This is a genomic window from Maricaulis sp. (assembly GCF_048270265.1).
Classification (GTDB): domain Bacteria; phylum Pseudomonadota; class Alphaproteobacteria; order Caulobacterales; family Maricaulaceae; genus Maricaulis.
Genome location: NZ_JBLWTD010000013.1, coordinates 57,119 through 75,541 on the forward strand (window position 1 = coordinate 57,119; position 18,423 = coordinate 75,541).

Sequence of the window (18,423 nt, forward strand, 5' to 3'; positions counted from 1 at the left end):
CGCTTCCCGGTCGCAGCGGCCCGGCTTTGCCCGGACAGACGCAGCGACAAATTGACCCGATCGGAGAAAGCGCCGCGATCAGCACCCCGAGGCGGGCGGGTCGCCCACCCGTCAGCACCGGATCGGACAAGCCGATGCAACAGGGAAGCCGGTCTCCGGGCACCCCTGCACCGCCAAAACCCGGTGGGGTGACACATATGTGCACGCAGGCTAGCGTCCCGTCTGCACAGCTGTGGGGAGCAGGATCATGACGGGTTATCTGAACAGACTGGCCACGGGCCTGGCGATTTTGCTGATGGCGGCGAGCGCGCCCGCAGCCTGGTCCCGCGACGAGGCCGCCAGCTATGCCGAAACAACCGAGGGCCTGTCCCGGGTCGAAGGACTGTTCACCCTGCATGTCGATGAGGATGATGGCCGCATCCTTGCCGAGCTGACGCCGCAGGATGACGGCTCGCTCGGACGCCTGATCTACACCGCCTGGCTGGCCTCCGGCCTCGGCTCAAATCCGGTCGGACTGGATCGCGGTCTGGGCGCTGAGTCCCGGATCCTGCGCTTCTTCCGCGTCAATGATCACGTCTTCGCCGAATTCGAGAACAATCGCTACCAGGCCGTCGGCGCCGAGGCGCCGGAACGCCAGGCGACGGAGCAATCCTTCGCCCGCTCCATTGTCTGGAGCAGCGAGATCGTCGCGGAACGCAATGGTCACGTGCTGGTCGACCTGTCGGGATTCCTCACCCGCGACCCGATCGGCGCCGTCGCGCAGCTTGCCAGAGCGGAACAGGGCAGTTTCACTATTGATGCTGATCGCAGCGCTGCCCTGACCGGCAGCGTCCGGGCCTTCCCGCTCAATGTCGAGATCGACGCCTTGCTGACCCTGGAGTCGAGCGAACCGGGATCGGAAGTGCGCGCCGTGACGCCGGATGCCGGGTCGGTGACGCTGACTGTCCACCACTCCTTCGCCGCCCTGCCGGAAGCCGGCTACGAGATCCGCGAGGCCGATGACCGCGCCGGCGCCATCGCCATGGAAATCTATGACATGGCGGCCCCGCTCGATGCGCCGGTGCGGCGCTATTTCGCCATTCGTCACCGGCTCGAGCGGGTTGACCCGGCCGCCGCCTCCGGGCCGGTGGTCGAGCCCATCGTCTATTATGTCGAACGCGGCACCCCGCCCCTGATCCGCGATGCCCTGATCGAGGGCGCCAGCTGGTGGTCGGACGCCTTTACCTCGGCCGGATTTGAGGACGCCTTCCGGGTCGAGCTCCTGCCCGAGGGCGCCGACCCGCTCGACCTGCGCTACAATATCATCCAGTGGGTGCACCGCCAGACGCGCGGCTGGTCCTATGGCGGCGCCGTGGTCGATCCGCGTACCGGCGAGATCATCAAGGGTCATGTCATTCTCGGCAGCCAGCGCATCCGCCAGGACCGGACGATCTTCGAAGGCCTGCTCGGCACCGCCAATACCGGCTCCGGCTCCGCCGACGATCCGCTCGAACTCGCGCTCGCCCGCATCCGTCAGCTCTCGGCTCACGAGGTCGGACACACCATCGGCCTGCTGCACAACTTCGCCGCCAGCACGAATGGCCGTGCCTCGGTGATGGACTACCCCGCACCGCTGGTTACGCTTGATGACGCCGGACAGTTCGATGTCAGCGATGCCTATGCACATGGCATTGCCGCCTGGGACCGGGTGGCAATCAGCTGGCTCTATGCGCAATACGCCGACCCGGCCGACGAAGCCGCCGCCCAGGAAGCGATTCTCGACGGCGCCCGTGCCGGTGGCCTGCGCTACATCAGCGACCAGCACGCGCGCGGCAATAATTCCGCCCATCCGCTGGCCAATCTCTGGGATAATGGCCGCGATCCGGTCCAGGCACTCGATGACATCATGGCGGTACGCGCCGCGGCGTTGGCGAATTTCGGCCCGCAAACCCTGGCCGACGGCCTGCCGGCGAGCGAATTGCGCGCCGTGTTCTCGCCGATCTATCTCTACCACCGCTACCAGGCCGAAGCCGCAGCCAAGACGCTCGGCGGGGTCTATTTCGAGTACCAGCTCAATGCCGGCCCGCTGCGCGGCATCACCCCGGCTCCTGCCGCAGACCAGAGACGCGCCCTGGCGTCATTGCTCGCCACCCTTGATCCGGGCGCACTCGACATCGCGGACAGGACCGCCTCGCAGCTGATGCCTTCGCCCTATACCGATAACGATGATGCCGCGACGCGGGAGATTTTCGCCTCCTCGCAATATCCGGCCTTCAGCCGGGAGGATGCAGCAGCGGCGGCGGCGCGGATCACCCTGCAGGCCATGCTCTCGCCGGCCCGGCTGGCGCGTATCGCCGAACAGAGCGCCCGCGATCCGGCCCAGCTGTCGGCCGACGAGGTGTTTGATGCGGTTGAAGGTGCGCTGTTCACCGCGCCCCGCGACGAGGCTGCGCGACTGACGCCGCTGCGCAGCGCCATCCAGGGCGAATATATCGCCCAGCTGCTCGCCGTGACGGACGGTGATGCACGCACCCCGGCCGCACTGGCGCGGGCCCGGCTTGAGGCATTGGCCTCTGCCCTGCCGACGGGCCGGGCAGGCAGCGCCGGACCGCGCGCCAGCCGGCTCTGGCTGGCCCGGCAAATCGAGGCCGGACTGGAGCGGATTGATCGCGGCGAAGAGCTCGGCGGCATCGAGACCGCCGTCCCGCCAGGGAGCCCGATCGGGGCCGCCAGCTGCTGGCATTGCGACAGTGCCGGCCTTCTGGGTCTGGGGCAGTGAAGCGCGCCATCGGTGCAGGTCTCACCCTGGCGCTCCTCGGCCTGACGGCAGCCTGCCAGCCCTCAGCGCCACCTCCGGCCGTCAGCATCGACGGGACGGCGCAGCGCAGCGGCGTCGAGACCAGCCTGCGCGGGCTGGCTGTCGTCGATGAGACCACCGCCTGGATCGGGGCGCCCGATGGCGTGGTCCTGCGCACGATCAATGGCGGCCAGAGCTGGACCCGGAGCCGGATCGAGGCGGCGGCGGGGCTCGACCTGCGCTCGGCCCACGGTTTTGATGCTGAACACGCGCTCTTCTTCACCGCCGGAAGCCCGGCGCGCCTGTTTGAAACGCGTGATGGCGGCAACTCCTTCACCCTGTTGTATGAGGACGCCTCGGATGCGGCCTTTTTCGACGGGCTGGCATTCTGGGACGCGAACCGGGGCATTGCGTTTTCCGACCCGGTCGACGGCGTCTTCCACATCCTGCTGACGGAAGACGGGGGGCAGAGCTGGTCGCAGGCGGAGGGGCTTCCCGCTCCCCTGGAGGGCGAAGCGGGTTTTGCCGCCTCGGATTCAAGCCTCGCAACCGGGCCCGATGGCCGCGTCTGGATCGGGACAGGCGGCGCTGCGAAGGCGCGTGTCCTGATGAGCGGTGATTTCGGAGCCGGCTGGGAGGTGGTGGAGGCACCTCTCGCCAGTGCCGGGGCGGGCGCAGGGATTTTCTCCATCGCCGTGGCGGGCAATACGCTGGTCGCGGTCGGTGGTGATTACACCCGCGAGGATGCGCGGGAGGGCGTGGCCGCCTATTCGCTCGATGGCGGGCGCATCTGGTTTGAACCCGCGACGGCACCAGCCGGCTATCGCTCGGGTGTCGCGGCCCTGCCCGGCCTGCCCGGACATTTCCTGGCGGTCGGACCGAATGGCGCGGATCTCAGCCGCGATGGTGGCCGCAACTGGGAACCCGTTGCGCTGACAGGCTCCAACGCCATTGCCTTTGCGCCGGGGGCGGCGCAGGGCTGGGTTGTTGGCAACGAGGGCCGGATCCACCGCATCCGGGTCGACCAGGCCGTGGAATAGGACAGTCTGGCCCGGTGGGGGAGAACACCGGGCCAGACTGCTCGCATGGCTAGCCGCCGAACGATTGCGAGATGGTGAAGACGAAGCTGTCATCACCGTCATCAGACAGTTTGTGATAGCGCACATCCCAGCCGACATTTTCAAACGCCGTGCCCGACAGGCCGAGCTGGTAGTCCTCGTAATCGGCACCGGACAGGTCATCGAAGGTGCTGGCACCGATACGGGCATCGACCGTCACGCCGGCCGGGAACTCATAGGCGAGGCCGGTTTCCAGATAGGTGGCCGGACCGCTCTCGAGGTAGAAGTCGGGCGAATACGACACTTTGGCATCCCAGGCGAGGGGCCCGAGTGCATGCCCCACGGCTCCATAGAATTCCCAGAAATTCTGCTCGCCGCCAGCGCTCGGGCTATCGGGATAGCCGTAGTAGATCGCGCCGAAGTCGAGATCCCAGGTGCCTGCCGTGAAGGCATAGCCGCCATAGAGGTCGAGTTCCATGGTGGTGTCGTCGCCGAAATCGACGCTCGAGCCCCAGACGCCGGCATAGATGCCGCTCTCGTCAGCAAAGTCGAACCCGCCGGAGATCGCCGGTCCATTGTCGGTCTGGGTCACGCCGCGGAAGATATAATTGCTGGTGAGGGCGACATTGCCTTCGATGTCCTGGGCCGAAGCGGTGGCTGCGGCGGTGCTGCCAAGCAGGGCCGCGAGGGCCAGGCTGGCGAGTTTGGGTGTCATATTTTTCATAACGCGTACTCCTCAAGGGTTTTTGCTGGTGTCTCGTGACTGCCGCCGGGACGGTCGCGATCGGGGTATCTCCGGGGCGCGCAGCGCCACCGGCGAGGATTTCAGACTGTGGCGGGCGGTCGGTCCGGACCGTCGCGCCGGCAGGATTTGGCTTGGGGGTGGATCGGCCTGAGCGGTCCCGGGCTCGCGAGCCGCGGCCGGCACCGCGCAGGTGCCGGACACGCTCGCCAACCCCGTTATTGAGCCGGGACCGAATCCTTTCCCTCCGGGGTGCTGAAGATGCTGCCCGCGGCGTGTCCGAGTTCGGACAGGTCACCGCCGACAATCTCTTCATCGGGTGAGAGCCGGATACCGACCGTGATTTTCAGGATCAGCCAGACAACGAAGCTCGCCGTGAAGACGAAGGCACCGATGGCACCGACACCGACGGCCTGGCCGTAGAAGGTCGCGTCGCTATTGGTCAGCGGCACGGCCATCGTGCCCCAGATACCGGCGAACAGGTGGACCGGGATGGCACCGACGACGTCATCGATCCGGATCAGCTCGAGCAGTTTCGCACCGAAGGTGGCGATGACGGCACCGACCGCACCGATCAGAACGGCATCCATGATGGTCGGGGTGAGCGGTTCAGCCGTGATCGAGACCAGACCGGCCAGGGCCCCGTTGAGGCAGTAGGCGAGATTGGCCTTGCCGCGTCCGAGGATGAGCGAGAGGACATAGGCCGTCACCACACCGCCGGCAGCGGCCATATTGGTATTGGCGAAGACCTGGGAGATGGCGACCGCGTCGGCAGCCGAACCCAGCGCCAGCTGCGAGGCACCGTTGAAGCCGAACCAGCCGAACCAGAGCAGGAATGTGCCCAGGGTTGCCAGCGGCAGGGAAGAGGGCTGCATCGGGCTGGCATTGGGTCCGAAACGTCCCGAACGGGCACCGAGCAGGATGGCACCGGCCAGAGCGGCCCAGCCACCCGTGGAGTGAACCAGCGTCGAACCGGCAAAGTCGGAGAAGCCGAACTGGGCATCGAGCCAGCCGCCGCCCCATTCCCAGGAACCCTGGATCGGGTAGATCGCGGCCGTCAGCACGACGACAAACAGGAAGAAGGGCCCGATCTTGACGCGCTCGGCGACAGCGCCGGACACGATTGATGCGGTGGTGGCAACAAACACCATCTGGAAGAACCAGTCAGATGCCGAGGCATAGCCGGTCGAGAGATCGATCTCCGCATCACCGGTCAGTTCGGACGGAGACCAGATCGCCGGGAAGCCGAAATAGGCGGTCTCGCCGCCATACATGACCTGGTAGCCGGCGAGGTAGAACATCACCCCGGCGATGGCGTAGAGCGCGATATTCTTGAGACAGATCGCAGCCGCGTGCTTGGTGCGGACGAAGCCGACCTCAAGCATGGCGAAACCGGCCGCCATCAGCATGACAAGAAAGCCGCCGATCAGGAATAGCAGGGTGTTGAAGACAAAGGCGGTCTCTTCGCTGACCTCGGCCGCGGCCGGGGCCGAAATGGCCAGGCTCGCGCCGAGCGCCGCGCAGCCGATGGCTGCCATCGCTCCGTATTTCAGTTTCTTGCCACGCATGGCGATCCCCCTTTTCAGGTGTGAATTTCCCGATCAGGCGTGACGGATTCACGCCGTTGACCGGCCTGCCCCATGGCAGAACGAAAATTTCTCTAGGATCTCGGGTTGTCCTCGGCCCTTCGGCCCGGGCCCGGCGTGTGCCAGGCGGTTACCCATGATCCGCATCGCCGATCGGCAATGACGGATCCCATATGTGCGATCTGTGGTCGGACGCGTTGGTGCGCCTCTTGATATTTGAAGGCTAGATCGGGAAATGTTGCAACGCAACAAATTTATCAGAAATCACGAAATATCGTAGATTTTCTCACTTTTTCCTCATTTCGACTCCTGTAACGCAATTTTCTGCTTCAAAAGAAAGCGCTGGCGTCGGCCGCCGCCAGCTAGTCAATCCACAGAGTCGCGACAACAGGAATGCCGCCCGGAAATTGCTGCAGCTGCTCAAAGGAAGGTCAACCCGATTTCCCGCATTCGCTGAGACTGAGGCTCTCGCGCCCGAATCCGGGCAGGCATGCCTGCTTTTGCAGCAGCGCCAATCCATCGCAAGTCGCAATGAAGCCACTATAGGTGTGTCGTTCCGGGCAAATTATTGCCCCGCGCAACCCCGCCGAGAGCCGGAACGCACATTTAGTGCACATTTTTGCTTGCCATCACGCCGAGGGCAGGTCACCTTGCACTGCAACACGAATGAGGAAGCCACCGCGTCATGCGTAACCGCGTCACCCCAGAGCCGATTATTTCGGCCGCCGTCCTGCCGGACGTGCGGGTGCTGTCGACCGCGCTCCTCCTCCTTGTACTTATTCTCACCTCCATAACGGGAGCGGTCTCCGCGCCTGCCGGTTAGCAAACGCAAACTTGGCAGACACGAAAAACCCCGCTTCCGGAACCTGGAGCGGGGTTTTTCGTGTCTGCGACACGGGAAATTCTGATGTCGACTGAAAAACCGAAGACTTCCGATACCATCACGCTCGGCGCCGCGCGTGCACCGGCGCGTGCCATGCTGCGGGCGACGGGCATGTCGGATGCGGATTTCGACAAGCCGATGATCGCCGTGGTCAATACCTGGACCACGGTGACGCCGTGCAACATGCACCTGGCCGATCTGGCCGCACCGGTTCGCGATGCGATCCGCGAGGCGGGCGGTGTGCCGGTCGATTTCAACACCATCGTCGTCTCCGACGGCATCTCGATGGGCACGCAGGGCATGCGCGCATCGCTGATCTCGCGCGAGGTGATCGCCGATTCGATCGAGCTGGCCGTGCGCGGTCACTCGCTGGACGGGCTGATCGTGCTGGTCGGTTGCGACAAGACCATCCCCGCTGCCGCCATGGCGCTGGCGCGAATGGATATCCCCGGCTGCGTCCTCTATGGCGGCACGATCATGCCCGGCCGCCAGGGCGACAAGGATCTGTCGATCCAGGATGTGTTCGAGGCCGTTGGCGCCCATGCCTGCGGCACGCTGGACGATGCCGGACTGGCCGAGGTCGAGAAGGCCGCCTGCCCCGGCGCCGGTGCCTGTGGCGGCCAGTTCACCGCCAACACGATGGCGATGATCCTGTCGATGATGGGCCTGTCACCGATGGGCGCCAATGACATCCCGGCACCGCACCCGGACAAGGCCGAAGCGGCTGCGCGTTGCGGCCGGCTGGTGGTTGATCTGGTCAAGTCGGGCACCCGCCCGCGCAGCTTCATCACCGAGGTCTCGCTGCGCAATGGCGCCATCGCCGCGTCGGCCAGCGGCGGCTCGACCAATGCCGTCCTGCACCTGGCCGCCATTGCGGCGGAAGCCGGGGTGCCCTTCTCGATCAATACTTTCGACGAGGTCTCCGCGACCGCTCCGGTGATCACCGATCTCAAGCCGGGCGGCCGTTTCTTCGCCCACCACCTGTTCCTGGCCGGCGGCACGCGCCTGTTCGGCCAGCGCCTGATGGAAGCGGGATGCCTGGCCGATGCCCCGACCGTGACCGGCAAGACCCTGTTCGAGGAATTCGCCAGCGCCGTTGAATCACCCGGCCAGCGCGTCGTCCGCACCGTCGCCGATCCGGTCAAGCCCGATGGCGGTTTCCGCATCCTCTATGGCGATCTGGCCACGGACGGCGCAGTTCTCAAACTGTCCGGCCATTCCCACACCCGTTTCGAGGGCCCGGCCCGCGTGTTCGAACGCGAGGAGGACGCCTTTGCCGCCGTCGAGGACAACCGCATCAAACGCGGCGATGTCATCATCATCCGCAATGAGGGCCCGCGCGGCGGTCCCGGCATGCGCGAAATGCTGGGCATCACCGGCGCCCTGGTCGGCCAGGGCCTGAGCGAGCATGTCGCCCTGATCACCGATGGCCGGTTTTCCGGTGCCTCCAAGGGCTTCGTCATCGGTCATGTCTGTCCGGAAAGCGTCGAGGGCGGTGCCATCGGCCTGATCCGCGAGGACGACACCATCCGCATCGATGTCGCCGCGCGCCGCATTGATTGCGATGCCGACCTGGATGCCCGCCGCAAGGGCTGGACCCCGCCCGAGCCCAATCCGATGGGCGGCGTCTTCACCAAATATTCTCGCCTCGTCTCGCCGGCCTCGCAAGGCGCCGTGACGATCGAACTCACCACCACCCCGTCCTCACAACCATCCGAGACCACCCAGGAGACTTCCGCATGACCACGTCACAAACCCCTGCCACGCCCCGCCGCATGGCCTTCGAGATCGACACCGCCGCCTTCAAGGCGAAACCGGTGGCCGTCATCGGCTATGGCAGCCAGGGCCGCGCCCATGCGCTGAACATGAAGGAAAGCGGTTGCGATGTGATCGTCGGCGTCCGTCCCGGCGGCAAGGGCGACAAGCGCGCGAAGGCCGACGGCCTGCGCACCGCACCGATCCCGGACGCGGCCCGCGAAGCCTCGGTGATCGCCATCCTGACCCCGGACATGTCGCACGAGGGTATCTTCCGCGACCAGATCGCGCCCAATCTGAACGCCGGCGATGCCGTTCTGTTTGCCCATGGCTTCACCGTCCATTACGGCCGCATCGAAGCGCCGGACGATGTCGACATCATCCTCGTTGCGCCCAAGGGCCCGGGCGATCTGGTGCGGCGCGAATTCGAGCGCGGCCGCGGCGTGCCCTGCCTGTTCGCCGTGCACCAGGACGCGACCGGCACCGCCCGTGACCGGGCACTGAGCTATACGGCCTGTATCGGCGGCTCCACGGCCGGTGTGATCGAGACCACCTTCGCCGAGGAAACCGAGACCGACCTGTTCGGCGAGCAGGCCGTGTTGTGCGGCGGTGCGACCGAGCTGGTCCTGGCCGGTTACGAGACCCTGACCGAGGCCGGATACCAGCCCGAAGTCGCCTATTTCGAATGCATGCACGAGCTCAAGCTGATCGTGGACCTGCTCTATGAGGGCGGGCTGGCCAAGATGCATGAATTCATCTCGGAGACCGCGATCTATGGCGATCTGCGCTCGGGTCCGCGCGTCATCAATTCCGAGACCAAGGCGCGGATGAAGGAAGTTCTCACCGATATCCAGGACGGCACATTCGCCCGCGACTGGATCATGGAGAACCAGGCCGGCAAGCCGCAATACAACGCCCTGCTGCGCAAGGATCTCGAACATCCGATCGAAAAAACCGGTGCCGAGCTGCGCGCAGAAATGCCGTGGCTGCAAGCCGGCGCCAATACCTGAACGCCGAGACCTGGACCTGATCATGACCCTGTTGTCGACCCAGCCCGAGACCCAAGCCCCGCCCCAGGCGCGCTCCCGCAATACGGGGGCGCATCTGGTGGTGCGCACACTGGAGGATCTCGGCGTCACCCGGATATTCGGTTATCCGGGCGGCGCGATCATGCCTGTCTATGACGCACTGACCGGGTCGAGCCTGCAGCATGTCCTGGTGCGCCACGAACAGGCCGCCGCCTTTGCCGCCGACGCCCAGGCGCGAATCACCGGCAAGGCCGGTGTCTGCCTGGCCACCTCGGGACCGGGGGCGACCAATCTCCTGACGGGCATCGCCAATGCCTACATGGATTCCGTGCCGATGATCATCCTGACGGGCCAGGTCCCGTCCGGTCTGATGGGCACGGATGCCTTCCAAGAAGTCGATGTTTTCGGTATGACCATGCCGGTCGTAAAACATTCGATCATTATCCGGGATGCCAATCGCATCCCTGAGATGATCGCTGAAGCCTTCCGGATCGCAGAAGAGGGCCGTCCCGGTCCGGTTCTGATCGATCTGCCCAAGGACGTGCTACAGGCCGAGGCATCACCGCCCCCCCCAGGCGCGCCTCGTCCTGCGGCAGCGCCGTTGCTCGCCTCTCCCCCCCTTTTAGAGGCGGCAACGGCTCTGCTAACCCAGGCCCGGCGCCCGGTGCTGTATATCGGCGGCGGCGTCGGGCTCGGGAACGCCGTCGAACACCTGCGTGATTTCATGGCCCGCACCGGCATCCCCGCCGTTGCGACCCTGAAAGGCCTGGGCACACCGCATCCCGACGCCCTGAACTTCCTCGGCATGCTGGGCATGCACGGCACGCGGACGGCCAATCTGGCAGTCCAGGAAAGCGATCTGCTGCTGTGCGTCGGTGCGCGCTTCGATGATCGTGCCACCGGCAAGCCCGACACGTTCGCGCCGGATGCCCGCATCATTCACATCGATGGCGATCCGGCGGAAATCGGCAAGCTGCGCTGGGCTGACGTTGCCATCGGTTGCGATATCGCCGACGCGCTGACCCGCTTCGATCCCGGCTATCTGGACATCGAGGACTGGCGCCGGACCTGTGCCGAACGGCTGAAGGAATTTGCCTTCGATTACAATGCGCCCGGTTCCGGCATTTTCGCCCCGGCCCTGCTGAAGCAATTATCCGAGACGGCCGGCGATGATTTCATCGCCGCCTGCGATGTCGGCCAGCACCAGATGTGGGTGGCGCAGCATTGCCGCTTTGCACAGCCCTCGAGCCACCTGACCAGCGCCGGTCTGGGTGCGATGGGCTATGGCCTGCCCGCCGGGATCGGTGCGGCCATGGAACGGCCCGACGCGAAGGTGGTCACCATCACCGGCGATGGCTCGATCATGATGAATATCCAGGAACTGGCGACGGCCCGCCGCTATGGCGTTCCGATCAAGATCCTGCTGCTCGACAATGGCACGCTGGGCCTGGTGCGCCAGTGGCAGGAATATTTCTTCGAGCAGAACTTCTCGGAGATCGACCTCTACGACAATCCCGACTTCGCCGAAGTCGCCCGTGCCTTCGGCATCGAGGCCTTCACAGTGCATGCGCGCGACGAGGTTCCCGGTGCCATCGACCGCCTGTTGCGGTCACGCGGACCGATCCTGGCCCATGTGCTGATCGATCCACGCGAAAACGTCTGGCCGCTCGTGCCGCCCGGCGCATCCAATGCTGACATGATGGAGAATTGACCATGAGCAACACCCTGCACGTCGAAATATTCGAGACTGAAGGTGCACTTGTGCGGCTCGTCGGTCTGATCGAGCGCCGTGGCTTCACCATCGCCAGCATGGCGATGTCGGCGGCCAGCAATGGCAGCGCCCGCGTCACCCTCGACCTGACCGCCCGCAATGGCGGCCGCCAGATCGATATCCTCGCCCGTCAGGTCGAGCGCCTGTTTGACGTCCATGCGGTTTCTCGTCCCGGCGCCGCCGATGCGATGCCCGATACTGCCGCGATTGCGCCGGCGACCACCGGCGAATGGAGGGACGGATGTCCACACCCACAATAGACCGCGCCCCGGCCAGTGATGACCGGCTGTATATTTTCGATACCACCCTGCGCGATGGCGAGCAGGCCCCCGGCTTCTCGATGTCCCCGGCCGACAAGCTGGCTGTGGCACGGATGCTCGAACAGGTGAAGGTCGACACGATCGAGGCCGGCTTTGCAGCCGCCTCCCAGGGCGATGCCGAGGCCATCAGCCTGATCGCGTCGGAGATCAGCGGTCCAACCATTTGTTCGCTGGCCCGGGCCAATGAAGCCGATGTCGATGCCGCCGCGCGGGCGCTGGAGCCGGCGCAGCGCAAACGCCTGCACGTCTTCCTCGCCACCAGCCCGATCCACCGCGAAGCCAAGCTGAAAATGTCCCGGCTGGAAGTGCTGCGGGCGATTGAAAAGGCCCTGCTGCACGCGCGCGGCCGTTTCGACGAGATCGAATTCTCGGCCGAGGATGCCCTGCGCACCGAGCCGGACTTCCTGATCGAGGCGATGAGTTGTGCCGCCAGCTTCGGGGCCGATGTCCTCAACGTTCCCGACACCGTCGGTGTCAGCGAGCCCGGCGAGATCCGCGACCTGTTCGCCATGCTCTCGGAGAAGGTCGAGCGGCCCGGACATGTGATCTTCTCGACCCATTGCCATGATGATCTCGGCCTGGCCGTCGCCAACAGCCTCGCCGCGGTGCAGGGCGGTGCGCGCCAGATCGAATGCTCAATCAATGGTATCGGCGAACGCGCCGGCAATTGCTCGCTCGAGGAAGTGGTGATGGCCCTGCGGGTCCGCGCCGACATCTTCGGCGTCACCACGCATCTGGACACGACCGGCCTGTGGCCGGCGAGCCAGAAACTGACGCGCGTCACCGGTGCGGCCCTGTCGCCCAACAAGGCGATTGTCGGCAAGAATGCCTTCTCGCATGAGGCCGGCATTCACCAGCACGGCATGCTGTCGGACCGGCGCACCTACGAGATCATGACGCCGGAAAGCGTCGGATCCCCGGGCAGCGCCCTGGTACTGGGCAAGCATTCGGGCAAGCACGCCCTGACCCAGCGGCTGGCGCAGCTGGGCTATCAGCCCGATCCGGATACGCTGAGCGCGGCCTTCACCGCCTTCAAGGCCTATGCCGACGAATATGGCGAAGCGACCGATGCCGACCTGGTCGCGCTGATGGAGCACCGCTCCCAGAGCGGCTCGAAGTGGACAGTCCTGCGGACCGAACTGCGCACCACGACCGGCCCGAAACCACAGCAATTCGCCCGCGTCGAGCTGGAACATCCCGAGCGCGGCCGCGTCTCCGACATCGCCTCGGGCGACGGGCCGATGGCCTCGGCCTTCGCCGCGGTGCAACGGATCACCGGTACCACCGCCGAAGTGATTGGTCTGGAAACCCGGCTGGTCAATTCACCGGCAGGCCGGGATTTCGTCGCCGAGATCCGGCTCAATCTCAATGGAAACCAGGTCAGTGGCCGCGCCCGCGGTCCCGATGTGGTAACCGCAGCGATCGACGCCTTCTTGTTTACCCTCGACCGGGGTCAGGCCTTTGACCAGACCGGTGCCGCCCATTCTCCAACGGCGATCGCCGTCTAACCAGGAACACGACAATGGCAATTCAGGAAACCGACTTCATCTGGCGCAATGGCGAGCTGATCGACTGGCAGGACGCCCAGACCCATGTTCTCAGCCATGCCCTGCATTACGGCACCTCCGTGTTTGAGGGCATTCGCTGTTACGACACGCCCAATGGCCCGCAAATCTTCCGGCTGAAGGAACATGTCCGGCGCCTGTTCGATTCGGCGCGCGTCTACCACATGCCGCTGCCCTATACCGAGGCCGAGCTCGAGGAGGCCTGCAAACAGGTCATCCGCTCGAACCGGCTGAAAGACGCCTATATCCGCCCGATCGCCTTCTTCGGTTATGGCGGTATCGGCGTGCTGCCGGGCCAGGACACCAAGATCGAAGTCTGCATCGCGGCCTTCCCCTGGGGCGCCTATCTCGGCGAGGAAGCCCTGACCAAGGGCGTCAATTGCTGCATCTCCAGCTGGAACCGCCCGGCCCCGAACACGATTCCGACCGGTGCCAAGGCCGGCGGCAATTATCTCTCCTCGGTGCTGATCAGCCATGAGGCGCATTCGCGCGGCTTTGACGAAGGCATTGGCCTCGACGTCAACGGCCTGGTCTCCGAAGGTGCCGGCGAGAATATCTTCGTCGTCTCCGACGGCATTATCCGCACGCCGCCCACCTCGGCCTCCATCCTGTCGGGCCTGACCCGCGATGCGGTGATCAAGCTGGCCGAAGCGGAAGGCTATGATGTGCGCGAACAGACCCTGTCGCGCGAGAGCCTCTATGTCGCCGACGAGATCTTCTTCACCGGCACCGCCGCCGAGATCACCCCCGTGCGCTCGGTCGACGGTCATGTCGTGCGCTGCGAGGGCCGCGGCCCGATCGCCGAGCTGATGCAGAAGCGCTTCTTCGGCCTGTTCTCGGGCGAGACGCCGGACCGTCATGGCTGGCTGCACCCGGCCCACGGCAATGGCATGGAGGTGCAGCATGTCGCCTGACGACGGCACCACGCCGCGTTCCCTGTTCGACAAGGTCTGGGATGCCCACCAGGTCTCGGCGGAGACCGCCGAGACCCCGGGCGTGCTCTATATCGACCTGCACCTGATCCATGAGGTCACCTCGCCCCAGGCCTTCTCGGCCCTGGCGGCGCGGGGCCTCAAGGTGCGGCGCCCTGATCGCACCCTGGCGACCATCGACCACTCGACACCGACGCTCGACTTCACCGCCGGAGAGACCCCTCCCTATGCCACCAAGGCGGCGCAGCTGCAGGTCGAGATGCTCGAGGCCAATGCCGCCGCCCACGCCATCCCGCTGCATGGCTGGGGCAGTGATCATCGCGGTGTGGTGCATGTGATGGGTCCGGAACTGGGCGCGACCCAGCCGGGCATGACGGTGGTGTGCGGCGACAGCCATACCGCCACCCACGGCGCTTTCGGGGCGCTGGCCTTCGGCATCGGCACCACCGAGGTCGGCCATGTCCTGGCCAGCCAGTGCCTGTTGCAGCGCAAGCCGAAATCCCTGCGCGTCACCGTCAATGGCCGCGCCGGCCGGGGCGTCTCGGCCAAGGATATCGTGCTGGCGATCATCGCCCGGCTCGGGATTGATGGCGGCACGGGCTGTGTGATCGAATATGCTGGCGAAGCCATCGAGGCGCTCGACATGGAGGGCCGGATGACGGTCTGCAACATGTCGATCGAGGCCGGTGCCCGCGCCGGCATGATCGCACCGGATGCCACCACCTTTGCCTGGCTGAAAGGCCGCAAGCTCGTCCCCGAGGGTGCCGCCTGGGACGAAGCCGTTGAGCGCTGGTCGCAGCTCGCCAGCGATCCCGGCGCTCGCTTTGATCGCGAGATCGAGCTTGATGCTGCCGAGATCGCACCGATGGTCACCTGGGGCACGGCCCCCGATACCGGCATCGCCATTGGCGGCCATGTGCCCGATGCGCGTTCGGCCTCGCACCAGAAATCGCTGGATTACATGCAGTTCGAGGCCGGCCAGCCGATTGCCGGCACACCGGTCAACCAGGTCTTTATCGGCTCGTGCACCAATTCGCGCATCACCGATCTGCGCCAGGCCGCCGAGATCATGCGCGGCCGCCAGGTGGCACCGGGCGTGCGCGCCCTGGTCGTGCCCGGCTCGGTGCAGGTGCGCCGGCAGGCCGAGGCCGAGGGGCTGGACCAGGTCTTCATCACCGCCGGCGCGCAATGGCGCCAGCCGGGCTGTTCGATGTGTATCGCCATGAATGGAGATCGCGGCGAGACCGGCGAGCTGGTGGTCTCGACCTCCAACCGCAATTTCGAAGGCCGCCAGGGCCCCGGCGCGCGCACCGTGCTGGCCAGTCCGGCGACGGCGGCGGCGGCCGCCGTGACCGGACGCATCACCGATCCGCGCAGCCTGATGGAGGGCACCCATGTCTGACAATCCGAACGGTCTGGCCCGCCTGCACAGCCGCACCTTCCTGTTGCCACAGGAGGATATCGATACCGACCAGATCATCCCCGCCCGCTTCCTCACCACAACGACGCGCGAGGGTCTGGGCAAGCTGGCCTTCCATGACTGGCGCTATGACAAGGATGGCCGGGAGCGGGAGGATTGCGCCCTCAACACGCTCGATACCGGCGAGTTTGCGGTGCTGGTGGCGGGGCGCAATTTCGGTTGCGGCTCCTCGCGTGAGCATGCGCCCTGGGCGCTGCACGAGTTCGGCGTCCGCGCCGTCATCTCCAGCGAGATCGCCGACATCTTCCGCTCCAATGCAGCGAAGAACAATATCCTGCCCATCGTCGCGCCGCCCGAATCCCACGCCTGGCTGCTCGAGCATGAGGGGGTCGAGGTGAAGATCGATCTGGAACGGCAATATGTTGACCTGGGCAATGGTCCCGGCTTCCATTTCGAGATCGAATCCTTTGCCAGACACTGCCTGATCGAGGGCACCGATCCGCTCGGCTTTCTGCTCTCCCACGGCGATGACATCACAGCTTACGAGGCCCGCAGCGCATGAAAACCTATTCAATCGTCCTCCTGCCCGGCGACGGGATCGGTCCGGAAGTCACCGCCGTGGCCCGCGCCGCGATGGAGAGTGTGGCCGCGCTCTCGGGCTTTCGCGTCAAATTCTCCGAACACGCCTTCGGCGGGGCCTCGATCGACCGGTATGGCGAGCCGCTGACAGCCGAGACCCTGAAAGCCTGCCAGGCCAGCGACGCGATCTTCCTCGGCGCGGTCGGCGGACCGAAATGGGACCAGGCCGCCTCGCGCCCGGAAGCCGGCCTGCTCGGCCTGCGCAAGGCGCTGCAGGTCTATGCCAATCTGCGCCCTGTGAGCGTGCATCCGGCCCTGGCCGGCAAATCACCCCTGCGCGCCGAACTGGTGGCCGGTGTCGACATGCTGATCGTGCGCGAACTGACCGGCGGCATCTATTTTGGCGCCCGGCAAAAGCGCGAGGACTATGCCAGCGATGAGTGCGCCTATACCCGCGCCGAGATCGAACGCGTCGCCCATATCGCCTTCCAGCAGGCCCGCCTGCGCCGCGGCAAGCTGATGTCGGTCGACAAGGCCAATGTGCTGGAAACCAGCCGTCTGTGGCGTTCCGTCGTCAGCGAGATGGGGGCCAAAACCTATCCCGATATCGAGCTCGACCACATGTATGTCGACGCCGCCGCCATGCATATGCTGCGCGACCCGGCCAGCTTCGACGTCGTGCTGACGGAGAACATGTTTGGCGACATCCTCTCCGACGAGGCCTCCATGCTGCCCGGCTCGATCGGCCTGCTCGGTTCCGCCTCGCTGGGCGACAAACGCCCCGGCGTGTTCGAACCGATCCACGGCTCGGCCCCCGACATTGCCGGCCAGGACAAGGCCAATCCGTTTGGCGCGATTGAGAGCGTGGCGCAATTGTTCGAGGCCGGACTGGGCGAGATCGAAGCCGCAGCCCGCCTGCGCACCGCCGTCAGCGCCATGCACGAGGCCGGAGAATGGACCGGCGATCTCGGCGGCACGCTAACCTGCTCGAAAGCCGGCATCCGCCTGATCAAACATCTCGAACGCCAGCCGGCGATGGCGGCGGGTTAGGGAGGCGGGTTTCCTGTGACGGGCGTCATGAGGTGTTGAGTTTCACGATCCTCACCATCTCCGCCCGCTTCGCGGGCACCTCTTCCATCAAGGAAGAGGAGGGTGAAGGCTGGGCGGCGTCGATAGACGCCCGCCCCCTACATTGCCAGCCAGACCAGCAGCCCGACCCCCAGCGCGACGCGATAGATCACGAATGGCAGGAAGCCGACCCGCTCTACCAGGCGCATCAGGACGGCGATTGCGGCCAGGGCCGAGACGAAGGACAGGGCGGCAACGATGAGGCCGTCGTGGAGCTGGGTGGTGGCTTCGGTTTCGCTCATCAGGCGGATGACCGAGATGATGGCGAAGGCGACGATCACCGGGATCGACATCAGCATGGAGAAACGGGCGCTTTCGCTGCGGCTCAGGCCGAGGGCGCGCGCGGCGGTCATGGTGGTGCCGGAGCGTGAGGCGCCGGGGATCAGGGCCATGGCCTGGGCGATGCCGATCAGGACGGCGTCGCGGAAGGTCATGCTCTCGATCGATTTGACGCTGGGCCCGTAACGGTCGGCGAGCCAGAGCGGCACGGCGAAGACCAGGGTGGAGATCGCGATCACCAGCGGCGAGCGCAATTGCTCGATCAGGTCGAAGGCAAACAGGGCGCCGCCGAAGATCAGCACCGGCGGCAGCGAGGCCGCCACGAGCAGGGCCAGTCGTCCGCCCGGCGTGATGCGGCCGGTGAGCAGGGCAAACTTGCCGATCACGACATCGCGGATATCGCGCCAGAAATAGACCAGCACCGCCAGCAAGGTACCGGCATGGGCCATGACATCGATCAGGGGGCCCTGATCGGCCTCACCGAGAAAGGTGGGGGTCAGGATCAGGTGCGCAGAGGAGCTGATCGGGAGAAATTCGGTGATACCCTGGATCAGGGCCAGGACGACGAGGTGGATCAGGGTCATGATTGCCGTTGCGTTTG

General features: G+C 65.7%; 14 protein-coding genes. 11 read left to right on the top strand and 3 right to left on the bottom strand.

Going from position 1 to position 18,423, the window contains the following annotated elements:
- Positions 1-247: 247 nt before the first annotated feature.
- Together ACN0YF_RS08845 and ACN0YF_RS08850 are read left to right on the top strand one after the other, a co-directional pair.
- Positions 248-2,758, top strand: coding sequence for a zinc-dependent metalloprotease (locus ACN0YF_RS08845; RefSeq protein WP_417494103.1), 2,511 nt, complete (start codon positions 248-250; stop codon positions 2,756-2,758).
- Positions 2,755-3,816 carry a WD40/YVTN/BNR-like repeat-containing protein gene (locus ACN0YF_RS08850; protein ID WP_417494104.1) on the top strand — a complete coding sequence of 354 codons (1,062 nt, stop codon included), beginning with the start codon at positions 2,755-2,757 and terminating at the stop codon, positions 3,814-3,816. The genes ACN0YF_RS08845 and ACN0YF_RS08850 overlap by 4 nt, the downstream gene beginning before the upstream one ends.
- A gap of 49 nt (positions 3,817-3,865) precedes the next feature.
- On the opposite strand, the gene ACN0YF_RS08855 is transcribed toward ACN0YF_RS08850, so the two are convergent.
- Complete coding sequence (locus ACN0YF_RS08855) at positions 3,866-4,558, bottom strand: TorF family putative porin (protein WP_417494105.1); 693 nt, start codon at positions 4,556-4,558, stop codon at positions 3,866-3,868.
- Positions 4,559-4,794: 236 nt separating this feature from the next.
- A complete protein-coding gene (locus tag ACN0YF_RS08860; protein WP_417482946.1) occupies positions 4,795-6,144 on the bottom strand; it encodes an ammonium transporter in 1,350 nt (449 codons plus the stop codon).
- 925 nt (positions 6,145-7,069) lie between these two features.
- Here ACN0YF_RS08860 and ACN0YF_RS08865 point away from each other — a divergent pair.
- From ACN0YF_RS08865 to leuB, 9 genes are read left to right on the top strand one after another with little or no spacing between them, the layout of a single operon-like run.
- Positions 7,070-8,788, top strand: a complete 1,719-nt coding sequence (locus tag ACN0YF_RS08865; protein WP_417494106.1) for a dihydroxy-acid dehydratase — start codon at positions 7,070-7,072, stop codon at positions 8,786-8,788.
- A complete protein-coding gene (ilvC, locus tag ACN0YF_RS08870) occupies positions 8,785-9,810 on the top strand; it encodes a ketol-acid reductoisomerase (protein WP_417482944.1) in 1,026 nt (341 codons plus the stop codon). The genes ACN0YF_RS08865 and ilvC overlap by 4 nt, the downstream gene beginning before the upstream one ends.
- Positions 9,811-9,832: 22 nt before the next feature.
- The gene (gene ilvG, locus ACN0YF_RS08875) at positions 9,833-11,539 is read left to right on the top strand and encodes an acetolactate synthase 2 catalytic subunit (protein ID WP_417482943.1); all 1,707 of its coding nucleotides are present in this window, start codon (positions 9,833-9,835) and stop codon (positions 11,537-11,539) included.
- A 2-nt stretch (positions 11,540-11,541) separates the two neighbouring features.
- A complete protein-coding gene (locus ACN0YF_RS08880; RefSeq protein ID WP_417482942.1) occupies positions 11,542-11,859 on the top strand; it encodes an ACT domain-containing protein in 318 nt (105 codons plus the stop codon).
- A complete protein-coding gene (locus ACN0YF_RS08885; RefSeq protein ID WP_417494107.1) occupies positions 11,841-13,427 on the top strand; it encodes a 2-isopropylmalate synthase in 1,587 nt (528 codons plus the stop codon). Before ACN0YF_RS08880 ends, ACN0YF_RS08885 begins: the two co-directional genes overlap by 19 nt.
- 14 nt (positions 13,428-13,441) lie before the next feature.
- Positions 13,442-14,398 carry a branched-chain amino acid transaminase gene (locus ACN0YF_RS08890; protein WP_417482940.1) on the top strand — a complete coding sequence of 319 codons (957 nt, stop codon included), beginning with the start codon at positions 13,442-13,444 and terminating at the stop codon, positions 14,396-14,398.
- Positions 14,388-15,818, top strand: a complete 1,431-nt coding sequence (gene leuC, locus ACN0YF_RS08895; protein WP_417494108.1) for a 3-isopropylmalate dehydratase large subunit — start codon at positions 14,388-14,390, stop codon at positions 15,816-15,818. Before ACN0YF_RS08890 ends, leuC begins: the two co-directional genes overlap by 11 nt.
- Complete coding sequence (gene leuD, locus ACN0YF_RS08900; protein ID WP_417494109.1) at positions 15,811-16,398, top strand: 3-isopropylmalate dehydratase small subunit; 588 nt, start codon at positions 15,811-15,813, stop codon at positions 16,396-16,398. Before leuC ends, leuD begins: the two co-directional genes overlap by 8 nt.
- Positions 16,395-17,465, top strand: coding sequence for a 3-isopropylmalate dehydrogenase (gene leuB, locus ACN0YF_RS08905; protein WP_417494110.1), 1,071 nt, complete (start codon positions 16,395-16,397; stop codon positions 17,463-17,465). Before leuD ends, leuB begins: the two co-directional genes overlap by 4 nt.
- A gap of 137 nt (positions 17,466-17,602) precedes the next feature.
- Here leuB and ACN0YF_RS08910 read toward each other — a convergent pair whose 3' ends face one another.
- A complete protein-coding gene (locus ACN0YF_RS08910; RefSeq protein ID WP_417494117.1) occupies positions 17,603-18,406 on the bottom strand; it encodes an undecaprenyl-diphosphate phosphatase in 804 nt (267 codons plus the stop codon).
- Positions 18,407-18,423 lie beyond the last annotated feature (17 nt).